This window comes from Aliiglaciecola sp. (assembly GCF_039982535.1).
Lineage (GTDB): Bacteria > Pseudomonadota > Gammaproteobacteria > Enterobacterales > Alteromonadaceae > Aliiglaciecola.
Genome location: NZ_JBDWYG010000069.1, coordinates 14,598 through 38,456, shown reverse-complemented (window position 1 = coordinate 38,456; position 23,859 = coordinate 14,598). Strand labels below are relative to the sequence as shown.

Genomic DNA, 23,859 nt, shown 5'->3' with positions numbered 1-23,859 from the left:
TGAACAATTAAAAATGAGATGTTTTAAAAATGCCAATTGATGTTACCACCCTAAGTAAAGCCTATGAATTTTTGCCTGATCCCACAGGATTGGTGGACGACTCCGGAAATTTGTTGTTCTCCAATACGGCGTTTTTACAGATCATTGGCGACAATCAAACAAGTCAATCAACTGGCTCGTTACAAGATATTTTCCTATTGCGGCAATCTAATACGAATAAGTGGCAAGGTGTTTTAAATGAAGCCCTTGCCGAGGCTTGCACCGTTGAAGTGATGATCGCAGGTAAGTCTAAACAGCTTGTGTGCTGCAGTCTGCACCTCTCTCCCATAGTCGATGATGGACGTTTTATTTGTTTTTTAGCGCGACTGACTGACAAATCCGTCGATTCACTGCCTGATGAAAGTTTAACAACCTTAGCCTATCGCGATAGTTTAACCGGGTTGGCAAATAGATATTTATTTAGCCAATTATTCGACCATGAAATTAGTCAATCACAACGGCTTTCAAAACGTTTTGCAGTTTTGTTTCTGGATTTAGATAAGTTTAAGTTGGTAAATGACAGCATGGGCCACGATGCGGGGGATGCGTTGTTGTGTGCTGTTGCGGAAAGGTTACAAAAGTCATTACGCAAAAGCGATTTAATCGCCCGTATGGGAGGTGATGAGTTTGCGGTGATCATGAGTAATATCAAAGACACTGAAACAGTATCAAAAGTCTGTGAAAAGCTCATTCGAGAGGTTAAAAAACCATTACGAAGTGGCACTAATGTCATGGAAGTGGGATGCAGCATTGGCGTGAGTATTTATCCGGATAACGCCGATACTGCGGAATCTTTGTTGCAACACGCCGATGCTGCAATGTATCGAGCCAAACATGATGGTGGTAATCGTTTTCAATTTTTCAGTGACGCGTTAAATCAAGAATTAAATGATATTCGTGTGGTTGAACAAGAATTACAACTAGGCCTGCAGGAAAACCAGTTTGTTCCGTATTTCCAACCTGTGTTTGATCTGCGCACTAATCGAGTGGTCGGCGTTGAATGTTTAGCGCGTTGGCAACACCCAACACGAGGCGTCTTAGCTGCCTCAGAATTCATAAGTGTTGCGGAAAAGAAAGATTTGATACGCGAGGTTTTTAACCAAGTCTTGACCAAAGCATTTGAGCAGATAGACCATTGGACTTTGTCATTAAATGAGCGGATCCCACTTTCCATCAATATATCGAACCGACAGTTTTATCAACATAACACTTTTGACTTAATTGATAGTTTAATCAAACAATATCAGGTGCCTGCCGATGCTATTCGCATTGAAGTCACTGAAAGCACCTTACAAGAAAGCGAAAACGATCTGTTGGAGCGTTTGACTCGAATTAAGACATCAGGGTTTAGTATTACCCTGGATGACTTTGGCACAGGTTATTCATCATTACGTTATTTACAACAATTACCTGTCGATACTCTCAAAGTTGACCGGTCATTTGTGCGTAACTTAGATAATAACCCCCATGATAAAATTATTGTGAAGGCTATTATTCAACTAGCTGAAACGCTTGGAATCGCTGTAGTTGCTGAGGGGGTTGAGTCCAAACTACAATCAGATTTTTTGGCGCAAAATAAGTGTTTTATTATGCAGGGTTATCTATTTAGCCAACCCTTGAGCAGCGACGATTTTGAAACTTTTATGAAGACAAAATCATCACCGACTGAATAATCTCATCAGGTTTGAATTTACACCGGTTAACACCAGTGAAAAGTATAGTAAAGTGACCAATCTAAGGACGATTAGTCACTTCCCAACCTCTTATTGATGATTAGGCACTTTATCTCGTAATTCATGAACCCACATAGACGTAGCGCCACAAATTGCCACTGGCATCACTAGAAAGTTAATGATGGGGATCATCGAAAACACACTCACTAATATGCCAAATGAAAAGCAATGGGTACGGCTTTCATTTAAGGTGCTGCGCATGGTTTTAAAACCAATTTTATGATTATCAAACGGGTAATCACAATATTGGATCGCCATCATCCAAGCAGAAAATAAAAACCACAAAACCTGACCAGCAACGGGCAATAGGAAAAACAGTATAAGAAATCCTATGGCTCGAGGAATGTAATAAGCAAGTTTGGCCATCTCGCGTCCCAGAGTGCGCGGAATATCTTTGAATACATCGAGCAAACCCGTGTCGCCTAAGCTTTTTCCGGTAAGATGTAATTCCACTTTTTCAGCCAATAAACCATTAAAAGGCGCAGCTATCCAGTTGGCTAAGGTTCCAAATAAAAGGGCAAACACCAATAGCACTGTGATCACGGCTAGGGGCCAAAGAATGTAGGCTAATCCTTGTTTTAACCAACTCAACCATTCCCAATCAGGAATAATGTTAACTATATAAATGATTGAAGACTCAATTTGGCCGACTAAAAAGTACAAGGCCACTGAAAAAAGAATTAAATTGACTGCCAAAGGAACAAACACAAAACGTTTTAATCCTTTTGTTTTAATTAATGAAAAGCCTTGCAGAAAATATCCTGCACCACTATTACTTTGCATATTTTTACTCATTCTCGCGGATTACGTTCAAAAATAGGCATTTAGTATAACTTTGTACTGAATCAATACAAATCCTCAATTGTTACACTTGATGACATTTGATACATTCACTACAAACTATAATAAAGATCCTCTATCCCTAATGCGCTTAAAAAAAATCCGGTTGGCTGGGTTCAAATCTTTTGTTGATCCTACCAATATTCCGTTTCCTGATGATATGACAGCAATTGTTGGTCCCAACGGTTGTGGAAAGTCTAATGTTATCGATGCGGTACGATGGGTGTTAGGGGAGAGCTCCGCCAAAAATTTACGTGGCGATGCCATGACCGATGTCATTTTTAATGGCTCGAATGCCCGCAAACCAGTGTCTCAATGCAGTGTTGAATTAGTTTTTGATAATTCTTCAGGGCGAATACAAGGCGAATTTGCCAACTATGCCGAACTATCGGTTAAACGAGTAGTTACCCGAGAAGCCCAATCAACCTATTACTTGAATGCCACAAAATGCCGACGCCGAGATGTTACTGACTTATTTCTTGGTACGGGCTTAGGCCCAAGAAGTTATGCAATCATTGAACAGGGCACCATTTCCCGTTTAATCGAATCTAAACCCCAAGAACTGCGTGTGTTCATCGAAGAAGCGGCCGGTATATCCAAATACAAAGAGCGCCGACGTGAAACAGAAAATCGTATTCGCCATACCAAAGAAAACTTAGAGCGTTTAGAAGACGTGCGCTCCGAGTTGGGGCAACAAATTGACAAACTACAACGGCAAGCAAGTGCTGCGCGAAAATACCAAGAATTAAAAGCTAAAGAACGTACCTTAAAAGGTGAACTCGCCGCATTACGATGGTTAAAACACAGTGAACATATAGCCTCCCTAGAAGGTGAAATAGAGCGGCAGCATAATGAGGTTGAAGCCTTTGTGGCTAAGCAGCGGGGGGATGAACGAGGAATTACCGTTTATCGGGAACAGCAGCAAAACTTTAAGCAACAATTAACCGACTTACAAAAACAGAATTTCCAATTAGGTACTGATATTACTAAATTGGAGCAAAATCGTTTGCATGCCAAACAACGGGCCAGCCAAATTGAAAACGAACTACAGCAAATTCTTCAATCAATTGAAGAGTCTGAATTAATTGCGGCTGAAGAAACGACTAAACTTGAAAACCTCGAAATCAAGATTGCAGAGTCTGATCCCGAGTCCGAAGCGGTACAAGCTCAATTAGAACATGCTCAAGAAACGTTAATTCAACATCAAGAAGAATTGAGATTGCTGAACAATGATTTTCATGATCATGAAAAGGCCTATCAACACTGTAAACAGCAAGTGCAAAGTTGCCATAGTCAAATTCAATCTACCATGAATATGCAAATGCGAACGCAACAACGCATTGGTGAGTTAAAACAAGAACAAAGTGAATTAGAACAGGATGTTGTGGCCGAACAAATCGACAATTTACAGTTGCAGTTTGGGCAAACCAAAGAAGATTTTGATAAAGCTAAATATCAGTTAGAACATAGCAAAGCCAGCTTGCTTAGTTCCCGTGAAAAAGAAAAAGCACAACAAAATGAGTTGTTTGAAATTAAAGGACAAGTGCAACAATTGGATGCGCAAATATCCGCGTTGAAAAGTTTGCAAAGCGCCGCGAGTGAACATCAAACTCTGGAACAACTATTAGAATCCAAACAACAAAATTACCAGCCTTTATGGAAAGTGTTAGAAGTTGAAGCTGGATGGGAAAAAGCCGTCGAGGCTGTGACTACTGAATGGCAACAAGGGTTTTGGTTAGAAGAAGGAACTCATATTGACGATTATGTGCAGTTGGAAAGTGGCAAGCTTATCTTTGCAGACCAATTGAGTCAGATAAAACCTGAAGGCACTCTGGCAAGCAAAATCAGCAACTCACAATTGCCCGATTGGTTTGCCCAAGTGTTAGCGGTAGATAGCAACGAACAGGCCTTGGCACTATTGGCTACCTTAAAACCGGGACAAAGTATTGTCACTAAAAAAGGTCTGCGTTTTGGTAAAGGCTGGTTAGATTTAGGGGATACGGATACTCAATCTGGATTGATTGAAAGAGCCGCAAAAATATCTGAATTAACCGCCAACCGCCAGCAACTAGTTGATGAAAAGTTGCGGCACATTGAAGAAGTAACTTTGCAGTTAGCGCAAACCACTGAACAGCTTGAATCACAGCTTGAACAACACCAAGCCGACTTTGTACAAGCCGAGCAAGGAATGATTCAAACCCAAAACCAACTCAACTTGCTAGAAATGCAGCAACAGCAAACATCACAAAGACAGAATAAATTGGATTTGGAACTTAACCGCCAATTGCAATTATTAGAAGATGAAAAAATGCAATCTGAGCAATTCTCTGAACAAGTCCAAGAGTTAGAGCTGCAACTTGAAGAGATGTCAGTTAAGCAACTCGACTTCGAGCAACAAAAATCTCAATTACACGAGCGGGAACAGCAAGCTCGGCATCAGGTTGAAACTCTAACCAATACTTCACATCAACTCGCCTTATCGCTGCAGCAACTAACTAGCCAAATGCAAGGTGTTAGGGATGCCAATCAACGGACTAAACAATTAGTTGCATCAATGCAGACCCGAAAACAGCAACTTTCTGACGAACTTGCACAATTAGCTAAGCCTGCTGATGAACAAGAACATACTCTGGCAATTCTATTAGAACAGCGTGTGGAGGTTGAGTTACAGCAAACTCAAATTAGCGATAACTTGGCCGAGGTTGAAAACTTATTGTCCGAAGCAGAAAAAGGACAGCAGGGAATTGTGGATAAAATTCAACAAATGCGCAGCCTTTTAGAAAATAAAAAACTCGAGTGTGAAGGTTATCGTGTGCGTGCTAACAGTACCTTAGAACATTTAGAAGAGCTCAACCAAAACTTGAAAAGTCTGCTAGAAAATATGCCAGAGGAAGCAGAAGAAAACCGTTGGCAGCAGCAATTGGAGAGCACTATAGCAGCTGTCTCTCGTCTTGGTGCGGTAAATTTAGCCGCAGTAGAAGAGTATGAAATTCAATTCGAGCGTAAAAAGCATCTTGATGATCAAAATGATGACTTAATGGCTGCCTTGGAAACCTTGGAAAGTGCCATACGTAAAATTGATCGGGAAACACGAACACGTTTTAAAGAGACCTTTGAAAATGTAAATAATGGTCTCAAAGAACTGTTTCCTAAGGTCTTTGGCGGCGGCTCCGCTTATTTGGAACTTACTGGTGAAGATTTACTCGAAACTGGGGTGACAATTATGGCAAGACCCCCAGGAAAGAAAAATAGTACAATTCACCTTCTTTCTGGTGGAGAAAAAGCGTTAACCGCTTTATCATTGGTGTTTGCGATTTTTAGATTAAATCCAGCACCGTTTTGTCTGCTTGATGAAGTTGATGCTCCCTTGGATGATGCCAACGTGGGGCGTTTTTGTAAGCTGGTGTCTGAAATGTCAAAAAGTGTACAATTTATTTATATCACCCACAATAAAATTGCGATGGAAATGGCTAAACATTTGACTGGTGTGACTATGGCGGAACCAGGCGTTTCTCGTATGGTAGCTGTGGATGTTGAAGAAGCTGTGGCAATTGCTCAAGCATAAAAATAGGGTATTAAGCTCATATGGAAGAATTACGACTAGCATTTTTAGTCATTGGTGGGGTAGCCATCATAGGCATTTTGGCGCATGGCATGTGGAGTGTGCGTAAAAACTCACAAGAAAAAGGGCATGCTAACCTTGAAACTCAAGATTGGGATGACGAATACGACGATGATATAGAAGACATCGATGTAGATTCCGATGTTATTGTTATGGACTCTGCTGAAAAATCCAACAATAAAGTTGAGCCGAGTTTAGGTGGCGATAATTTCGATGAACTCGGGATTGGCGCCGTTCGCGTGGTCAGCCAAGCGCCTAAAAAACAAACTGCAGATGATTCGCAAAGTACAGAAGATGGTGCAGACGGTAAAACCGGAGCAAAAGACGTTTCTGAAACTGACTTGTCTGAAGATGCCAGTGATGTCATCAAAGAAGACGCCGGTGCACAGGCAAATGATTCAGAGCAGGCTAAACCCAAAATTTATTCTTCTGTAGTGACCCAGCCAAAGCCTGAATATGCGGCTCAGCAAGTCCATGCTATGCGTTCTCGAATGAGTGCAATCGATAATGCTGAAACTGGTGATATTCCGGAGCCTCCGCCATTTTTGTTAAGAACTAACGAACTTGAGTCTGGTGAGCAGCCGAATGAACCTGAAACTACGACCAGCTCAACAATGGATTTTTCTGCCGTCGATGAAGTAACTGCGACAGCCGAGGTAACAGAAAAGCCAAAAGCACAGACTCCGCTAACGGAAAAAGCTGATGTAGAGACAGCTCCAGAGCCTAAAGTGGAAGCAGAAAGCAATGGTCAATCAAGCGCTGATAATAAGGTTAGCCTCGCGGACCAGGCTCGAAATTTTGTGAAGCGCAGTAAAGCTGAACCAAAATCACGAAAACGTAAAGAGCCAAAAATCCGTGAAGATCAGATGAAGATAGATTTTGATGAACCTGAATCAAAACTTGATGCCCAAGAGACTCAAGGTACGCAAGAAAAAGCGCCAACCAATACAGAAAGTGACAGCCAACCACCAGAACAGCAAGTTTTAGTGTTGAATGTACGAGCGAATGACGATAACCCTATCCAGGGAGCTGCGTTGTTGCCGATGCTGTTAACCCTAGGGTTTAAGTTTGGTGACCAAGATATTTTCCATCGTCATGTGAATAGCAACGGCAAAGGTCCAGTGTTATTTAGTTTGGCGAATATGTTCAAACCTGGCGTGTTTGATATTGATAACTTAGAAAACTTTACCACTTTAGGTGTGTCATTATTTATGATGTTGCCGATTGAAGGGGACCCTCATCAAGTATTCAATATGATGCACAATGCCGCGCGCAAAATAGCGGATGAATTTTCCGCCCAAGTACTCGACGGTAGACGCAGCGCTTTGACCAAACAAAGCTTGCAACAATACGTTGAAAAAATCAGAGAATTTGAAAGAAAACGCATGATCGCGCGCTAAACTTAAATTCTAAACAAAATTAAATAATTAATGGGACAGTGATTAAACTGTCCCTAAATTTTTCGCCTCCCATCTATTCCGTTTAGTAGGTAAATACATGAGCTCATCTGCCGATTTATTGCAGCAGTTAAACGATATTCGTACACAAATTAACGAATATAACTATCAATATTATGTACTCGATGACCCGTCAGTTCCCGACGCCGAATACGATCGTTTGATGCGAGAGCTCAACGCTATCGAAAAACAGCACCCTGAATTAATTAGAGCCGATTCGCCTAGTCAAAAGGTTGGGGGAGAGGCTCTATCTGCTTTTACTCAAGTTGAACATGAAGTGCCTATGCTGTCTTTGGACAATGCATTTAATGACGAGGAGTTGAGTGCATTTGATAAACGTATCGTCGATAGGCTTAAAACAGAGGTTACCTTAGAGTACAGTTGTGAGCCCAAATTAGATGGTCTGGCAGTGAGTATTTTGTATGAAAATGGCATCCTAGTTAGAGCAGCCACCCGAGGTGATGGGCGTGTTGGGGAAAACATAACCAGCAACGTCAAAACCATTAAAAATGTTCCGCTAATGTTACGTGGCGAAGATTTCCCTGCGCGATTAGAAGTACGCGGTGAGGTGTTCATGCCTAAAAAGGGCTTTGAGCAACTAAATGACAGGCAGCGCAGCGCCGATAAAAAAGTATTTGCCAATCCCCGCAATGCCGCAGCAGGAAGTCTGCGACAACTCGATCCTAAAATTACAGCCAGTCGTCCGTTATTGTTCTATGCCTATTCAATGGGGTTGGTAGAGGGCGAAGTGGAAGCAATGGCGAATAAACATAGTGAACGCTTGAGTCAATTAGTGACCTGGGGATTACCGGTATGTAATGAAATTAGTGTGGCCAAAGGCGCAGCAGAATGTCACGCTTATTTTGCAAAAATTGGGGAAATGCGTGAAGGCTTAAGTTATGAAATTGACGGTGTAGTCTTCAAGGTAAATGACATTGACCAGCAACAGCAGTTAGGTTTTGTGTCACGAGCGCCGCGCTGGGCCATTGCCCAAAAGTTTCCAGCCCAAGAGCAAATGACAAAACTCCTTGATGTTGAATTTCAGGTCGGTCGTACCGGGGCCATAACCCCTGTTGCTCGCTTAGAGCCGGTTTTTGTCGGTGGGGTAACGGTATCCAATGCCACCTTACACAACCAGGATGAAATTCAGCGCTTAGGGGTTAAAAAAGGCGATATGGTGATTATTCGCCGAGCTGGTGATGTGATCCCGCAAGTGGTGTCTGTTGTCAGCAAAATGCGTCCAGAAGATGCCTCAGAAATCGTGTTTCCAACCCAGTGTCCAATATGTTCATCAGCAGTTGAAAAAATAGAAGGCGAAGCTGTTGCCAGATGTAGTGGTGGTTTGTTTTGTCCTGCTCAGCGCAAAGAAGCCATGAAACACTTTGCATCGCGTAAAGCGCTAGATGTAGATGGCTTAGGTGATAAACTAATTGAACAATTGGTCGAGCAAGAGTTAGTAAAAAGCCCCGCAGACTTTTTTAAATTAGACCTGGCGCAACTATCCAATATGGAGCGTATGGGAGACAAGTCGGCAGCAAATCTGGTGAATGCATTATTAGATGCTAAACACACAACGTTTCCGAAATTTTTGTACTCCTTGGGTATTCGAGAAGTGGGTGAAGCCACTGCCGCTAATCTGGCTAATCACTATTGCAATTTAGACGCATTAAAAGCAGCGGATCAAGAATCTCTGCAAGAAGTCAGTGATGTGGGTGTCATTGTTGCCGCTCATGTGTATCACTTTTTGCGTGAACCTCACAACATTCAAGTTATCGATGATTTATTGGAAGTGGGGATCACTTGGCCAGAGATTATCCCTAAATCTGAAGACGAAATGCCTTTAAAGGATAAAACCTTCGTTTTGACTGGCACCATGGAGAGCATGGGACGAAGTGATGCTAAGGCTAGACTGCAAGCTTTGGGAGCGAAAGTGTCAGGTAGTGTTTCGGCTAAAACCGATTACCTTGTTGCCGGTGAAAAAGCGGGCTCTAAACTCACTAAAGCACAAGACTTAGGAATAGAGGTGTTGACGGAACAAGGCTTGATTGATTTGTTTGACAAACATTCAGGATAGTCCTGAGTGTTTGTCAATCAAACGGTTCTAACAGCCCTGAGTCTTTGAATTACTGTTAGAAATGAGTTTACGCCCATGCTAGGTAAGGGGAGGCAGTGCTAATTGAGACTGCCATCTGCGACTATATTCAATCCCTACACCGTTGGACCGAAAGTGCAAAGTTTGAACGCTGGTCGTTTATTAAATATAGGCTAGTATAGTGGAGAACCATTAACCTAAAAATAAAACAATCAGGCATTGATATTATGGCCAGTAAAAATAAAACCCAAGCAAATGATGCTGACGTGATCTCATTTATTAATAGTATTGAGAATACACGGCGTCGAGAGGATGGTTTAGCATTATTAGAGATTTATAAACAAGTGACCGGCCAGCAGCCCAAAATGTGGGGTAGTAGTATTATTGGTTTTGGTCGCTATACGTACACCTTGGCAAGTGGTAAACAAGAACAGTTTTTACGTAGCGGGTTTTCGCCTCGCAAACAAAACCTATCCATTTATGTCGCAGCATTCCTGTCAGAAAACAGCACCTTATTAGACTCCCTTGGCAAACATAAAACGAGTAAAGCCTGTTTGTATATCAATAGGTTAGCTGACGTAGATTTGGATATATTGAAACAGATTATTGACCAAGACTTGACCATTATGGATACGCGCTATCCCGCATAAATACGCAAATAGTTACGCAGATAAATACGCAGCTAGAAGCCCATTCCAAACTAATAAAATAAAGTGATATTTTACTGCTTATTATGCTTTCGTAACTTGCGTTTATTCCATGCTTTATTCACCGAATAACGCCAAATGGCATCAAGACCAAAATATCCAACAATGCCGCATACAATTGAGCAGATACCACAGCCGACCAAAAATGCTGGACCTATGGTTTCCATGCTTTGTACCACCCAATCCCAACTCAATTGAAATTTAAAATGCCGTTCTGGTGTGCCCAGTACTTTCGTACCCAATAGGTAGGCAAGGTAAAACATGGGCGGCATAGTGAATGGATTGGTAACCCAAACTGTTGCCATTGAAAGGGGGAGATTTACTCGCAAGGGAATAGCTGACGCTGCTGCTAACCACATTTGAAACGGCACCGGCCACCATGCGAAAAATAACCCAATACCGAAAGCTCCTGAAGCGGATTTTCTGTTCAAATGCCACAAATTGGGGTCATGAAGTACAGTTCCGAACATTTTTAACGCTTTTTGGTTCTTGATTGTCTGATGATCTGGTAAAAAGCGTTTAATAATCTTTTTAGGCATAGTTAACCGAATTTCATACCACTGTTGAGGCAAAGGATTTGCTAACTACTATACAACGTCATAAACAACTTTGGCTTGTCAGTTTTGTGACAATCTCAGTGTCCAGTATCTTATGGACCCATTTACCAAATGCTTACTGGTTGCCAGTGTTACTTCTCATTGCCTGGCTATTCACACGAAATCCCCTAGGTAACTATTTTTCGAGCGCAATATTTGTTTCAGGGGCGCTAATTGCAATTGTGTGGATGGCGAGTGTAGGCCATTGGCGGGTTAATTGGCAACTCCCAGAGCAAGATATTCGACAAATTAGGCAAGTAACAGGTTCAATCGAAACTATCATCAGTGCAAAAACTCCTACAAGATTCAATTTGATCGTCACTAGCATTAATGGGCAAGCTCATTATGGTAAGTCTCGTATACGGCTTAATTGGAAATCTCCGACCTGGTCTCTTAAGCAGGGACAAATCGTGGTACTGCCCATAAAAGTCAAGCCTATTCATGGTCTAGCCAATGAAGGCGGGTTCTCCTATCAAAAATGGTTGCTCTCACAAAACATAGTTGCCACAGGTTATGTTCTTAACCAAGGCGCATTATTAATTAATGATAGGGTAAGTTTTCGACAGCAGTTAATTGATAAATTTCACAGCCTTGATTTGCAACACAGTGGATGGATAGCAGCCATTACATTTGGTGACCGCTCCGGGCTGGATGTCAATGATTGGCAAATAATTCAGGCAACCGGCGTGGCTCATTTAGTGGCCATTTCTGGTTTGCATTTAGGTGTTGTGGCTTCCCTATGTTATCTGTTATTCAATTTGCTCATACGTCCAATAAGTTATTACATGGATTTACCCCAAGGCCGTAATTACCAACACTTAATCATGTTAGCGACATTAATTTTGACATTCGGTTATGGGTATTTAGCTGGATTTTCGTTACCCACTTTGCGTGCTTGGATAATGTTATGCGCTTGGGTAATACTGCTTATGTCTGCCCGTTTTATTACTTTTGGTTGGTTTCTGTTAAGCAATATTTTTATTTTTATACTGATTTCTCCCATGAGTTTGTTGAGTGCAAGCTTTTGGTTAAGTTTTGGGGCAATCCTATTTATCGGTATCGTCACTTGGCTATGGCCAGCTTCCCCGCAGGATCATAAATCCTTAAGTCTGCTTTCTCGTATTAAACACACTTGCATCGTAGTTCTGCGACTACAACTTTTACTTTGCTGCTTAATGATGCCCATTGTGGCGGTTTATTTTTCCATGGTGTCGGTTATCTCGCCGTTAGTTAATTTAATTGCGGTACCCTTGGTGACTCTTATTATCGTGCCATTGTGTTTAATCGGCTGCTTGTTGCTGATATGTAATGTATATTTGGCTGCATGGGTATTTTCCTGGGTCGACTGGATTTTAGACTTTAGCCTTGCGGGGTTGGAGAGGTTTGCACAGCTAAGTTGGTCACGCTTTGAGCTTCCCGGTATTCCAATTAGCGTATGGGCGTTGGTATTCTTGATGTTAATTTTGTTATGCATGCCAATTAGACGCAGCTTCAAATTGCTTAGTCTTATTGCTGTTTTTCCTTTGTTGAGTTACTTCTTTGCCGCTAATACACAAACTTGGAAGATACATATATTGGATGTGGGGCAGGGACTCTCAGTCTTGATTGAACAAGATGAGCATGGGCTTTTATATGATACTGGAGCCGCATATCCCAGTGGATTTAATATGGCGGATGCTGCGGTGTTACCTGTGTTAAAAAGTCACAATATTAATCAACTTGACTGGGTTATTGTAAGCCACTTTGATAATGATCACGGGGGCAGTCTAAAACAGTTGTTTGCAGGCGTAGAAGTTAACGGCTTTATGTCGAATCAAGATAGGTGTGACAGCAGCTTATCGTTCCAATGGCTGAATTTGACGGTTACAGGGCTTTGGCCAGAGGCCGAAACCAGTGGGGAAGGGAATGACCATTCCTGTGTTTTACTAATATCCGATGGTCGTCAGGCCGTTTTGCTACCGGGTGACATAAGTAAACATGTTGAGTACAAACTCATAGAAAAATATCAAAATCTGTTAAACGTGGACATTCTTGTTGCCGCTCATCATGGCAGCGATACTTCCTCAGCCATGTCTTTTATTCGAGCAACCTCGCCCCAATATGTTATTTTCAGCCAAGGTTATTTAAATCGTTGGGGATTTCCTAAGCAGCAGGTGGTAAATCGTTATGTAACACAAAACATAGATTTGTTATCTACCGCACAGTCAGGGCAAATTAGCTTTGAGTTATCTTTAAGTGGTAAACCCATTGAGGTCACTGGTTTTCGAGACGATCCACTGCAAAGCTGGTTTAATCGCTATTTATGGCATTAAAGACTGTTTTTTGTTCTAAAAGTAGTCAATTTGGCTAGGCATAACTCGATTTTAAATAAACAATAGATTAAACCTAATATCAATTTTTAATAGCTTGGAATTACAGCTATAATCAACAAGTTATCTAACGTAAAAGTAGCCCATAAATGAATTCAACGCTTCCTACACAATCTCTGTTCAAACGTTTTCTAGTCTATTTGAAGGAATTCAAATTGGCATTTTTGATGGCGATTATTGGCATGATCGGATATGCCGCTATCGACTCTTGGATATTCTCTCAGTTACAACCCATTATTGATAATAGTTTGGGGAATCAGAACTTTGAAACATTGCGTATTGCCGCTTATTTCGTCGTACCTATTTTTATCGCCCGTGGTTTATTTAATTTTATGGGGACTTATACACTGGCATGGATAGGTAGCAAAATCGTCATGAAAATGCGCCAACAATTGTTCGAAAAGTATATGTACTTGCCGGTGTCTTTCCATGACGACAATGCCTCTGGTGGCCTTATATCAAAAGTTATTTATGATACTGAACAAGTTTCAGGGGCCGGCAGTAAAGCCTTATTAACCTTAATTCGCGAAGGTGCTTTTGTCATCGGGTTGTTAGCGGTAATGTTTTATTATTCATGGCAATTATCGTTAGTTTTTATTCTGATAGGACCTGTGGTAGCGGTAATAGTCTCTGTGGTCAGCAAGCGCTTTCGCCAGGTCAGTAAAACCATTCAACAAACCATGGGTAATTTAACTTCGTCTGTAGAGCAAGTTATTAAAGGCCATAAAGTGGTATTGATGTTTGGTGGTCAAAAACAAGAAAAACAAAACTTCAATGAACGTAATAACCACAATCGCCAGCAAAATATGAAATTAGTGGTTGCCCGCGTGTTGAGTGTTTCATCGATTCAGATTCTGGCATCCATTGCTTTAGCTGTGGTGTTATATATTTCTAGTTTGCCGAGTATGGTGGAAGGTTTAACGCCCGGTATTTTTACAACAGTTGTGGTTTGTATGACCATGTTGCTAAAACCCTTAAAGCAATTAACTACGGTGAACAGTGAGTTCCAAAAGGGAATGGCGGCTTGCGCCAGTATCTTTGATGTGCTTGATCAGGAGATTGAAATTGACTCTGGGAAAAAGCACGTAAGTCGACTTAAAGGTAAAATCGAGTTTGATAACGTCACGTTCAGTTATCCAGGGACGCCCACGGCGGCTTTGAGTAATATTTCATTTAAGGTTGAAGTCGGGCAAACCTTTGCGTTAGTGGGACGTTCGGGTAGCGGTAAGTCGACTATTTCAAGTTTATTAACTCGATTTTATAATATTCAGAAAGGCCAAATCCGTTTAGATGATATTCCCATTGAAGAGATAAAATTAACGGATCTGCGTAAACAATTTGCGTTAGTTTCTCAACATGTCACCCTTTTTAATGACACTATTTTTAATAATATTGCCTACGCCACTGAGAACGTCGATAGCTCAAGAGTTCTAGAAGCGGCTAAAATTGCTCATGTTCAGGAATTTGTCGATCAATTACCAGAAGGTTACGACACTATGGTGGGTGAAAACGGCTTGAAGTTATCGGGTGGGCAACGTCAACGTATTGCCATTGCTCGGGCAATTTTGCTAGATGCACCTATTTTAATTTTAGATGAAGCGACCTCAGCTTTGGATACGGAATCAGAACGCTTAATTCAAGATGCCTTAGACAAATTACAACAGGATAGAACTAGCATAGTGGTAGCTCACCGTTTATCTACCATTGAAAATGCAGACCAAATTATGGTCATAGAACAAGGCAAAATTATTGAGCAAGGCGACCACAATACTTTGTTACAGCAACAAGGGGCGTATTCGCAACTTCACAAGTTGCAATTTAGTGATGGGAATAAACACTAAGTGACCTTTATTGAAAAAGTTTGGTTTAACCCTGCACCCCAGCATCAGTTAGTTAAGTGGCTACTTTTTCCTGTTACTTGCTTGTTTTGGTTGTTGTCAGGGTTGCGGCGACTAGGCTACAAGATTGGATGGCTCAAATCCCATAAAATTTCTGTGCCTGTGATTGTGGTGGGGAATATTTCAGTGGGCGGAAATGGTAAAACGCCTGTCGTCGTTTTTCTAGCAGAATGGCTAACCCAACAAGGATACAAACCTGGCATATTGAGCCGTGGCTATGGTGGTAAAACCTCGTTCTACCCCACTAGTGTGGATTTAAATAGTGATGTAAACCTTGTTGGTGATGAGCCCTTATTAATAAAACAACGGGCCAAGTGTCCGGTGGTTATTGACCCTAAACGCCCAAGAGGGGCTAAGTATTTAGTGGATAAACATCAATGTGATGTGGTGATTTGTGACGATGGTCTGCAACACTATGCCTTGCATCGTGATATTGAGATTGTGGTGATTGATGGAGCTAGAAAACACGGTAACGGTTGGTTGCTCCCCATGGGACCACTAAGGGAAAAACAAAAACGGTTACAAACTGTCGACTTCGTAATTAATAACAGTGGTACGCCTTCACCTCCTGAAATACCAATGGGCATAAAATCAGGGGACTTTATTAACCTAAAAGATGATAATCTAACAAAAACCGTAAGTGATTTTGACGAGCCGGTTACAGCCGTAGCGGCAATTGGTAATCCTCAGCGGTTTTATCATTTATTAGATGATTTACAGGTGCCGGTTAAACAACATCTTTCTTTTATCGATCATTACCAATTTAAACCTTTAGACTTTCCAGACGGAAGCATAGTCATGACCGAAAAAGATGCGGTAAAATGTCGCAACATTGCAAAAGAACAGTGGTGGTATTTACCGATTTTTGCAACATTACCGGAAAGTTTTACTTTACAATTAAAGCGTAAGCTCGACTCCATTAAAAAGGATACATAATACATATGGCATTTGATAAAAAACTTCTGGAAATACTGGCCTGTCCGGTGTGTAAAGGTAAGCTGCAATATCAGGCTAAAGACTCTGAGTTGATATGTCGTTTCGACCGTTTAGCTTTTCCAATTAAAGATAATATTCCGGTGATGTTAGAAAATGAAGCTAGGGAATTAACATCCACCGATATTGAAAATTTAGATAAAGGTTAACAATGAAATTCACTGTCATTATTCCCGCTCGTTATGCATCGACCCGTTTTCCTGGAAAGCCGTTGGTGGAAATTAATGGTAAACCCATGGTGCAACATGTTTATGAAAGAGCATTAGAAGCCGGTGCGACTCAAGTTATTGTTGCCACTGATGATGCGCGTATCGCGAAAACTGTGACGGATTTTGGTGGTAATTACTGTATGACAGCAGCCCATCACGAGTCAGGTACTGAAAGGTTGGCTGAAGTGGTGGATGTGGAAGGGTTATTAGCCCATGAAATAGTGGTTAATGTGCAAGGGGATGAGCCTTTTATTCCTGCTGCAAATATACGCCAAGTGGCAGAAAACCTATTTCAATATAAAGATGCCGAGATGGCCACCTTAGGTGTCAAAATCACCGATGTTGAAGATGTATTTAATCCCAATACTGTAAAGGTCGTTACTGATAAGATGGGATATGCTTTGTACTTTTCTCGCGCTGCCATACCTTATGACCGTTCGCGTTTTATGGATGCCGACAGTATTGATGAAATTGGTGACTTTTATTTACGCCACATTGGTATTTATGCTTACCGAGCGGGCTTTATAAAGCAGTATGTGAACATGGCACCGTCTGGTCTTGAGCAAATAGAATCGTTAGAGCAACTGCGGGTGTTGTGGCATGGTGAAAAGATCCATGTGGACCACGCGCAAAAAGCGCCGCCCACAGGCATAGATACCCCAGAAGACTTAGAAAAACTCATTCAAACCTTAAATAATGGAGAGGGATAATGCCAAATGCAGTTATAACGGGTGCAAATCGCGGTATTGGATTAGAACTTACAAAGCAGCTTTTAGCCCAAGGTTGGGACGTGTATGGATTATGTCGTAATAGCTCCGACGAATTAGACAAAAGTGGCGCTAAGGTTATGACAAAGGTAGATGTGGGAAATCCAGACTCCTTACCCAGTGCATTAAGCAAATTAAAAGACGTAAAAATAGACTTACTCATTAATAATGCAGGTGTTTTAGGTCGCGATTCCATCACAGAATGGGACCCCCATACTATCGAGCATCAGTTTAGGGTCAATGCATTAGGACCACTACTCGTCACGCAAACGTTACTCGAGCAGCTTAGAAAAGGTGCCAAAGTGGCACACATAACAAGTCGCATGGGTTCTTTGACAGACAACACCTCCGGCGGCTATTACGGATATCGTATGTCTAAAGCTGCTTTAAATGCTGTGGGTGTTTCTATGGCTAATGACTTAAAAGAGCGCGGCATTGCCGTAGCACTCCTGCACCCAGGTTATGTGCAAACTGAAATGGTGAGCTATGGCGGTGATATCTCAGCTCAAGATGCAGCAGCACGCTTATTGACTCGTATTGATGAGTTAAATCTAGATAATACCGGTAGCTTTTGGCATTCAAATGGTGAAATTTTACCTTGGTAAACGACGCCATATTGAAGAGATGAAAAAACCAAAACAAACGTTAATTACTAAATTGTTTGGGGTGCTGTGTGGACTCATAGCACTTTTTCATCTGGGCAGTGCTGGGGCTAACCAAGTGGTACATGTGGCTGTGGCCAGCAATTTTTTATCGACTTTAAAACAGTTAAAGTCAGAGTTTGAACAGACCTATAATCAGCAAATATTAGTCAGTTCTGGGTCCACCGGTAAGTTGTTTGCGCAGATCTCCCACGGTGCGCCTTACGATATATTTCTCTCCGCCGATGATGTCCGTCCACAACAGTTACAAAGCTTAGGTTTAACTCATCAAAACAAAGCCTTTACTTACGCCTACGGAAAGTTGGTGGTATTTCATCCGAATATGACATCGTCCCGATTTTCCTTAAGGGAGCTAACCAATAAAGATGTTGAACATATTGCAATTGCTAACCCTAAACTGGCGCCTTATGGATTAGCGGCCAAAAATTGGTTGTTTGATAAAGGTATATGGCCTGCAATTAGCCCAAAGATCGTAATGGGAGAAAATATTAATCAGGCGATGCAGTATGTGAAATCTGGGAATGCGCAAATTGCCATCGTTGCCTTGTCGATGGTGCAACAGGAGCCGGTTAGTGGCTTCACTGAATTAGACGCAAACGATTATCAGCCTATTCGCCAGCAAGGAGTTCTGCTAACTAATAAGCCAATTGCCGCGGAATTTGTGGATTTTTTATCCTCTAAAGCCGCGCAAACTATTATTGACCAGCACGGATATGGCTTACCATAATGTTAGGTTCAGCTGATTTAATTGCCTTCTGGTTGACCATAAAGTTAGCTGTAATTTCTACTTTGCTGTTATTAATCATTGGTTTTCCCTTAAGCTTTTGGTTAGCTAAATCGAAATGGCGATATAAATTTATATTTGAAGCTTTAGTTGCTCTTCCTCTTGTCCTGCCGCCTACGGTGCTTGGCTTTTACCTGTTGATTCTGATGAGTCCAAATGGGACTTTAGGGCAACTATCAAATGCCTTAGGGGCTGGTAATTTAGCCTTTAGTTTTACAGGGTTAGTTATCGGATCTTGTATTTATTCACTACCTTTTGTGATCCAGCCATTGCAAACTGCATTTGCGAATTTACAGCAACGGCCTTTAGAGGTTGCTGCCACTTTAGGTGCTTCTAAATCCGAGCGCTTTTTCCGGATTATTATTCCTCTGTTGAAACCTGGGGTGATCAGTGCAGCCGTGTTAGGTTTTGCCCACACCCTTGGTGAGTTTGGCGTGGTGCTTATGATTGGTGGCAATATTCCTGGCCAAACTCAAGTGGTCTCCATCGCCATTTATGAACATGTAGAATCATTAGAGTATCAACAGGCTCATTGGTTAGCTGCCGGGTTATTAATGTTTTCTTTTGTTTTACTGCTAATTGTTTACGGCACCAATAAAGGTTTCAAAATGGTGAACAAATGAGTTTGCAGTTAAGTTTTTCGAAACCGCTACACAGGGAAAAGGTTGAGGTTAAATTAAAGCTTAAATCTACTGGCGTAACCGCATTGTTTGGTCCGTCAGGCGCAGGAAAGACTACCGTGCTCAGAGTGATCGCAGGCTTGGAAAACGTTGACAATGCACAGGTCACCTTTAAATCACAAGTGTGGCAAGATCAGCACACATTTGTGCCACCCCAACATCGTCATATTGGTATGGTGTTTCAACAAGCAAGCCTGTTTGAGCATTTAACAGTAAAACAAAATATTTATTTCTATCAGGGGTTAAAGGCCCATAAAGATAGAGAAGAACGCTTTAATGTTGCCCAGTTGATTGAGCTGTTACAGTTAACACCTTTGTTAACGCGTTTGCCAAATTCACTATCCGGTGGGGAACAGCAACGAGTGGCAATTGTAAGGGCGCTAGCGACACAGCCAGATCTATTATTATTGGATGAACCCTTAAGTGCTTTGGATGATGAACTGAAGAGCCAGTTTCTGGATTATTTAGCACCTTTACTCGAACAAATATCCATACCTGTTATCTATGTTACCCATTCTAAATCGGAGTTGGCACGACTTGCTAACTATGTGGTGTTAATTGATAAAAGCGGCATTGTCGGGCAGGGTGACAGTGCTGATTTACTTACAGATCTGCATCAACCTTTGACCTTAGGGTCAGACCTGCAAAGTGTGCTTAGGGCTAAAGTTGAATCCATTGATGAACAACAACATGTCAGTGCATTAGATACACCTGCAGGTCAAATTTGGGTGAATACTTATGACAGAAGCAGCGCCAAATTTATTGGTCAAACAATGAAAGTGGTGATACATGCAAAAGATGTGAGTGTGTCTTTGTCTCGAGCAACAGATACCAGTATTCTCAATGTTCTGCCTGCACAAATAGTGGATTTTAAACATATCGAAAATGGCAGTGTAATTTTGAAGCTGCAGGTCCGGAGTGCGGTGATACTGAGTCAAATTACGCAACGATCTTTTTCGCAACTAAAGTTGGTTAAAGCTCTTAACGTGTTCGCGCAAATTAAAGGTGTGGTGTTGAAATAAACCCTTAAAAAGTTAGCGGGTTCTTGTGCTTGCTAGCATGGCCGGAAAATCCTAATACGGGGAGCTTCGCCATTCGAAGCTCCCCCATGATTTGAGTTTTTAAACGGTTCTCGTGGCAAGTGCTGGCGGGATCTTAGCGGCTTTTTTGGCTGGACCGAACACCGCAATTTGGCCTACCATCCACAGGACTATCATCCCCGCGGGTACGAAATACCAATCCAATGCATTTAAGCTAAACATTTCCACTAACAGCATATTTAACGCAACTGTTAGCACTGCACCTAAGATGACACCCACAGTGCTGATTAAAAAGTTTTCAATCATAAAGTAACGAACAATTGAACCTTGGCTTGCTCCTAGTGCGCGGCGGGTACCAATTTGTTTTTTACGACGATTCACGCTAAAACTGGCTAAACCAACAATACCCAAACCGGTTACTATGGTCAGTATAACCATGGTCGTCGATAGTATTTTTATCATGGCAGTGTCACCGCGATAACTGCGTTCTCGGGTTTCTTGTACAGTGCGCATACCGCGAATAATCCGTTGTTTATTTGATGAGGCTAAGGCCTCTTCGATAATCGGCATGATTCGATCGCGCTGCCCAGCTTGGGCGCGGATATAGTAGCGGTTAGATTCGAATCCGGTTATTTCAGGGGTTAATACTGTGTGTTCTAAATCATCCCAACCTACCCAAGGTGCTTGAATTTTATCTACGATCCCTTTAACGATCATGGGCTCTGTTTGACTAATATAAATGGTTTTTCCTACCACATTTTGATAAGGGATATCTGGAAACAACGACTCTGCCAGCACTTTGGTGATCAACACATTGTCTGGCCAATCTCTAAGTCCAGGTTGACGCCATCGAACGTCTATGGGGAGAAAGTTTTCTCCGGCAATTACTTCCAGATCTAAAGCCTCGGTAGCGTGTTCATCCACCATGTAAATAGCCGCTCCTTGAGTTTCTTTTTCTTCCCCAGGTTCAGTTTGAAAACTCATCGACCAGCCACCGCCACTAACGGGAATGGCATTAATCTGTATTGCATCTAACACCCCAGGGGTATTTCTTATTAGTTCTAAATCATTAAACGCCGTGCTTTTAGGATCGAAACCATCACCAAATCCCGTGGTAGTTAGGTAGAAACTATTGATCTCGTCGATACCACTATCTCGTTCGATACGCTGTGCCCGTTCAAGAATAATAAAAATTGAATTCACCACTATTGTCATAGTGACGGCTATTTGTATGGCAATTAAAATTGCCCCCACTTTATTACGCATCAAGGCACGAAATATTGGACCGATTTCCCATTGATTAGAGCTCATGGTCTTCTCCTTATTGACTTTTTAACTGGCTGGCAGGAGCAATATTGCACGCTCGCCATGTGGGATACATACCCGCTAAAATACTTGATATTAGTGCCAGTAAAATAGCGCTGACCATCATCGTTAAGTCCAATCCAACTAAGTTTTGTACAAATTCGCCATACAAGGATTTAATCCCTTCTAATCCAAGGTAGGCTAAACCTAAACCCAAGATCCCACCGGCGACGCCAATACAGGCAGTTTCCACTAAATGTTGAATAAATAAATCGGTTTTAGATGCGCCTACTGCTCTGCGTAAGCCTATTTCGGCGGCTTTTCCGGTAAATTTAGCCAGTAGTAAACCTATGGTGTTGAGCAAACAAACTAACAAAAACATAAAGGACACCCACATCATAATCTGTGCATCATCGGCAACGACCTGTTGATTTTCCATCCACTGCATCACGTTAGAAAGGCGGTTGTTTAGTGGCCTAGCAAATCGCCCCAGGGTTTTTTGCTCATTAACGTAGTTGTTTAAAAAGTCCATGTATTGGGCTTTTTCATTGTCGTTTCTCAGTTCAACCCACATTTGATAGTTAACACATTCGGATTGCAAAAATGCGGTAAAACCTTCGCCTTCAGGGGTTTTCCAACAATTGGTATTGCCACCGTTGGTTAACTCTAATTCCTGTTTCATGTAAAACGGCATAAAGACTTCTTCCGTTTCGTCAAAAGCCCCAGTGGTGACATCATAGAAACGCGGCACTAACAGCCAATCGTCGAGAACACCCACAACCCGAAAATTTTCACCGACAATACGAATAGTGCGGCCAACAGAATTTTCACCTCCAAATACCCGTTCATTGGTGGCTTTGCTGATCACAACCACATAATCTCTATTGTCATCGCTACTGTCTGGCCAGCCACTGCCATACAAAAAAGGCGCATCAAACATCGGGAAAAAATCTGCAAAAGCTAAACGAATACTGGCCATAAAGGGTTTTTCATCTTGACCCTTAGGCTCAATGACACCGCCAGTGGAAGCCATCGCCGATTGTCGATAAGCTTTTTTGGCTTGCATTAAGTTAGTGGCCTCTGTCCAAGTAATTTGATCTGGTGGCTCATTAGGTTCCCGAGCCGGTTCAAACTGAGACCAACTGTCTAATTGCACATAAAAAAGTTGTTCACTTTTGTGGGGAATAGGATTGGCTGACATTAGGTAATTGACGGTTACCGTAGTCATACTTGCACCAATTCCAAGGCCAATAGCGGTGATCATCAAGGCACTCAAAATAGGATTACGTTTGATACTTTTTAACGCCAAACGAAGATAATAAGTAAACATCATTTGTCCTTAACCAATGGCAGTTTGATTGATTGCAACAATGCTGGAGTCAGGCGTGTCGGTTAGTTCACTTACTTGACCATCGCGGACATATATATTGCGTTTAGCCTGGGAAGCTAAATGCTGATCATGGGTCACCATGACGATGGTGGTGCCTTGCTGATTAATTTCTTTCAGTAACTCCAAAACACTCAGTGCCATCTTGGTATCTAAATTACCTGTGGGTTCATCGGCAAGTAAAAACCGTGGGTTTCCGGCTAATGCACGGGCAATAGCCACACGTTGTTGTTGACCCCCTGAAAGCTGAGATGGGAGGTGTTTCATACGATTAGCTAACCCCACTAACTCGAGACTTTCTTCTATGCGTTTTTTACGTTGGTTACTCTTAAATCCGCGATAGCGTAGGGGCACATCGACGTTGTCGAACAAATTTAAATCTGGAATCAGGTTAAAACTTTGAAAGATAAAACCAATTTTTTCATTTCTAAGTTGGCTACGCTGTTTATCATTAAGATGACTTACGTTTTGACCGTCTAATTGATACGTACCTCCTTCAAAGGTTTCTAATAAACCGGCGATGTTTAAAAACGTGGTTTTTCCTGAGCCAGAAGGGCCTGTAACGGCGACGAATTCTCCCTCGTCTACTTGTAAATTAAAATCACGAAGTGCATGAGTTTCAACTAGATCGGTTCGAAATACTTTTTTTACATCTGTCATGGTTAACATGTGCTTTCCT

Annotated in this window: 19 protein-coding genes; 14 read left to right on the top strand and 5 right to left on the bottom strand. The window is 41.8% G+C overall.

The features are described from left to right. Positions 1–29: 29 nt before the first annotated feature. On the top strand, positions 30–1,712 hold the full coding sequence (locus ABJV04_RS18750; RefSeq protein WP_348493135.1) for an EAL domain-containing protein: 1,683 nt from the start codon (positions 30–32) through the stop codon (positions 1,710–1,712). Positions 1,713–1,802: 90 nt separating this feature from the next. Here the strand turns inward: ABJV04_RS18750 and cysZ are convergent, their stop codons facing one another. Further along, positions 1,803–2,555 carry a sulfate transporter CysZ gene (cysZ, locus tag ABJV04_RS18745; RefSeq protein WP_348493134.1) on the bottom strand — a complete coding sequence of 251 codons (753 nt, stop codon included), beginning with the start codon at positions 2,553–2,555 and terminating at the stop codon, positions 1,803–1,805. Positions 2,556–2,697: 142 nt separating this feature from the next. On the opposite strand from cysZ, the gene smc reads away from it, so the two are divergent. The 4 genes from smc to ABJV04_RS18725 all read left to right on the top strand — a co-directional run bounded on the left by smc (position 2,698) and on the right by ABJV04_RS18725 (position 10,433). After that, positions 2,698–6,177, top strand: a complete 3,480-nt coding sequence (smc, locus tag ABJV04_RS18740) for a chromosome segregation protein SMC (RefSeq protein WP_348493133.1) — start codon at positions 2,698–2,700, stop codon at positions 6,175–6,177. Between the two features lie 20 nt (positions 6,178–6,197). Continuing rightward, positions 6,198–7,634 carry a cell division protein ZipA gene (gene zipA / locus ABJV04_RS18735; RefSeq protein ID WP_348493132.1) on the top strand — a complete coding sequence of 479 codons (1,437 nt, stop codon included), beginning with the start codon at positions 6,198–6,200 and terminating at the stop codon, positions 7,632–7,634. 97 nt (positions 7,635–7,731) lie between these two features. Then, a complete protein-coding gene (gene ligA, locus ABJV04_RS18730) occupies positions 7,732–9,765 on the top strand; it encodes an NAD-dependent DNA ligase LigA (protein WP_348493131.1) in 2,034 nt (677 codons plus the stop codon). A gap of 245 nt (positions 9,766–10,010) precedes the next feature. Continuing rightward, entirely contained in the window at positions 10,011–10,433 is a 423-nt protein-coding gene (locus ABJV04_RS18725; protein ID WP_348493130.1) for a DUF1801 domain-containing protein, read from the top strand. Positions 10,434–10,504: 71 nt separating this feature from the next. Here ABJV04_RS18725 and ABJV04_RS18720 read toward each other — a convergent pair whose 3' ends face one another. Further along, a complete protein-coding gene (locus ABJV04_RS18720) occupies positions 10,505–11,029 on the bottom strand; it encodes a DUF2062 domain-containing protein (RefSeq protein ID WP_348493129.1) in 525 nt (174 codons plus the stop codon). A gap of 38 nt (positions 11,030–11,067) precedes the next feature. Between ABJV04_RS18720 and ABJV04_RS18715 the strand changes: the two genes are divergently transcribed. The 9 genes from ABJV04_RS18715 to modC all read left to right on the top strand — a co-directional run bounded on the left by ABJV04_RS18715 (position 11,068) and on the right by modC (position 20,470). After that, on the top strand, positions 11,068–13,398 hold the full coding sequence (locus tag ABJV04_RS18715) for a DNA internalization-related competence protein ComEC/Rec2 (RefSeq protein WP_348493128.1): 2,331 nt from the start codon (positions 11,068–11,070) through the stop codon (positions 13,396–13,398). Between the two features lie 146 nt (positions 13,399–13,544). Continuing rightward, the gene (gene msbA / locus ABJV04_RS18710; protein WP_348493127.1) at positions 13,545–15,296 is read left to right on the top strand and encodes a lipid A export permease/ATP-binding protein MsbA; all 1,752 of its coding nucleotides are present in this window, start codon (positions 13,545–13,547) and stop codon (positions 15,294–15,296) included. After that, on the top strand, positions 15,297–16,289 hold the full coding sequence (gene lpxK / locus ABJV04_RS18705; protein ID WP_348493126.1) for a tetraacyldisaccharide 4'-kinase: 993 nt from the start codon (positions 15,297–15,299) through the stop codon (positions 16,287–16,289). It abuts the gene before it with no gap. Positions 16,290–16,294: 5 nt separating this feature from the next. Next, on the top strand, positions 16,295–16,495 hold the full coding sequence (locus ABJV04_RS18700) for a Trm112 family protein (protein ID WP_348493125.1): 201 nt from the start codon (positions 16,295–16,297) through the stop codon (positions 16,493–16,495). 2 nt (positions 16,496–16,497) lie between these two features. After that, positions 16,498–17,265: a 3-deoxy-manno-octulosonate cytidylyltransferase gene (gene kdsB, locus ABJV04_RS18695; RefSeq protein WP_348493124.1), complete on the top strand. Its 768-nt coding sequence runs from the start codon at positions 16,498–16,500 to the stop codon at positions 17,263–17,265. Beyond that, complete coding sequence (locus tag ABJV04_RS18690; RefSeq protein WP_348493123.1) at positions 17,265–17,927, top strand: SDR family oxidoreductase; 663 nt, start codon at positions 17,265–17,267, stop codon at positions 17,925–17,927. Before kdsB ends, ABJV04_RS18690 begins: the two co-directional genes overlap by 1 nt. After that, positions 17,905–18,711 carry a molybdate ABC transporter substrate-binding protein gene (gene modA / locus ABJV04_RS18685; protein ID WP_348493122.1) on the top strand — a complete coding sequence of 269 codons (807 nt, stop codon included), beginning with the start codon at positions 17,905–17,907 and terminating at the stop codon, positions 18,709–18,711. Before ABJV04_RS18690 ends, modA begins: the two co-directional genes overlap by 23 nt. Beyond that, complete coding sequence (gene modB / locus ABJV04_RS18680) at positions 18,711–19,391, top strand: molybdate ABC transporter permease subunit (protein ID WP_348493121.1); 681 nt, start codon at positions 18,711–18,713, stop codon at positions 19,389–19,391. Before modA ends, modB begins: the two co-directional genes overlap by 1 nt. After that, a complete protein-coding gene (gene modC / locus ABJV04_RS18675; protein WP_348493120.1) occupies positions 19,388–20,470 on the top strand; it encodes a molybdenum ABC transporter ATP-binding protein in 1,083 nt (360 codons plus the stop codon). Before modB ends, modC begins: the two co-directional genes overlap by 4 nt. Before the next feature lie 99 nt (positions 20,471–20,569). On the opposite strand, the gene ABJV04_RS18670 is transcribed toward modC, so the two are convergent. The 3 genes from ABJV04_RS18670 to ABJV04_RS18660 are packed head-to-tail and all read right to left on the bottom strand — an operon-like array spanning position 20,570 to position 23,849. Next, positions 20,570–21,799, bottom strand: coding sequence for an FtsX-like permease family protein (locus ABJV04_RS18670; RefSeq protein WP_348493119.1), 1,230 nt, complete (start codon positions 21,797–21,799; stop codon positions 20,570–20,572). 10 nt (positions 21,800–21,809) lie between these two features. After that, positions 21,810–23,123, bottom strand: a complete 1,314-nt coding sequence (locus tag ABJV04_RS18665) for an ABC transporter permease (RefSeq protein WP_348493118.1) — start codon at positions 23,121–23,123, stop codon at positions 21,810–21,812. Between the two features lie 9 nt (positions 23,124–23,132). Beyond that, complete coding sequence (locus ABJV04_RS18660; protein ID WP_348493117.1) at positions 23,133–23,849, bottom strand: ABC transporter ATP-binding protein; 717 nt, start codon at positions 23,847–23,849, stop codon at positions 23,133–23,135. Positions 23,850–23,859: the final 10 nt, after the last annotated feature.

Excerpts from the sequence above, each read along its gene's own strand:
- modA (WP_348493122.1), top strand. The coding sequence starts at position 17,905 with ATGGTGAAATTTTACCTTGGTAAACGACGCCATATTGAAGAGATGAAA.
- kdsB (WP_348493124.1), top strand. The coding sequence starts at position 16,498 with ATGAAATTCACTGTCATTATTCCCGCTCGTTATGCATCGACCCGTTTT.
- ABJV04_RS18665 (WP_348493118.1), bottom strand. The coding sequence starts at position 23,123 with ATGTTTACTTATTATCTTCGTTTGGCGTTAAAAAGTATCAAACGTAAT.
- ABJV04_RS18750 (WP_348493135.1), top strand. The coding sequence starts at position 30 with ATGCCAATTGATGTTACCACCCTAAGTAAAGCCTATGAATTTTTGCCT.
- modB (WP_348493121.1), top strand. The coding sequence starts at position 18,711 with ATGTTAGGTTCAGCTGATTTAATTGCCTTCTGGTTGACCATAAAGTTA.
- ABJV04_RS18690 (WP_348493123.1), top strand. The coding sequence starts at position 17,265 with ATGCCAAATGCAGTTATAACGGGTGCAAATCGCGGTATTGGATTAGAA.
- ABJV04_RS18725 (WP_348493130.1), top strand. The coding sequence starts at position 10,011 with ATGGCCAGTAAAAATAAAACCCAAGCAAATGATGCTGACGTGATCTCA.
- msbA (WP_348493127.1), top strand. The coding sequence starts at position 13,545 with ATGAATTCAACGCTTCCTACACAATCTCTGTTCAAACGTTTTCTAGTC.
- ligA (WP_348493131.1), top strand. The coding sequence starts at position 7,732 with ATGAGCTCATCTGCCGATTTATTGCAGCAGTTAAACGATATTCGTACA.
- ABJV04_RS18670 (WP_348493119.1), bottom strand. The coding sequence starts at position 21,799 with ATGAGCTCTAATCAATGGGAAATCGGTCCAATATTTCGTGCCTTGATG.
- ABJV04_RS18700 (WP_348493125.1), top strand. The coding sequence starts at position 16,295 with ATGGCATTTGATAAAAAACTTCTGGAAATACTGGCCTGTCCGGTGTGT.
- smc (WP_348493133.1), top strand. The coding sequence starts at position 2,698 with ATGCGCTTAAAAAAAATCCGGTTGGCTGGGTTCAAATCTTTTGTTGAT.
- ABJV04_RS18660 (WP_348493117.1), bottom strand. The coding sequence starts at position 23,849 with ATGTTAACCATGACAGATGTAAAAAAAGTATTTCGAACCGATCTAGTT.
- modC (WP_348493120.1), top strand. The coding sequence starts at position 19,388 with ATGAGTTTGCAGTTAAGTTTTTCGAAACCGCTACACAGGGAAAAGGTT.
- ABJV04_RS18720 (WP_348493129.1), bottom strand. The coding sequence starts at position 11,029 with ATGCCTAAAAAGATTATTAAACGCTTTTTACCAGATCATCAGACAATC.
- zipA (WP_348493132.1), top strand. The coding sequence starts at position 6,198 with ATGGAAGAATTACGACTAGCATTTTTAGTCATTGGTGGGGTAGCCATC.
- cysZ (WP_348493134.1), bottom strand. The coding sequence starts at position 2,555 with ATGCAAAGTAATAGTGGTGCAGGATATTTTCTGCAAGGCTTTTCATTA.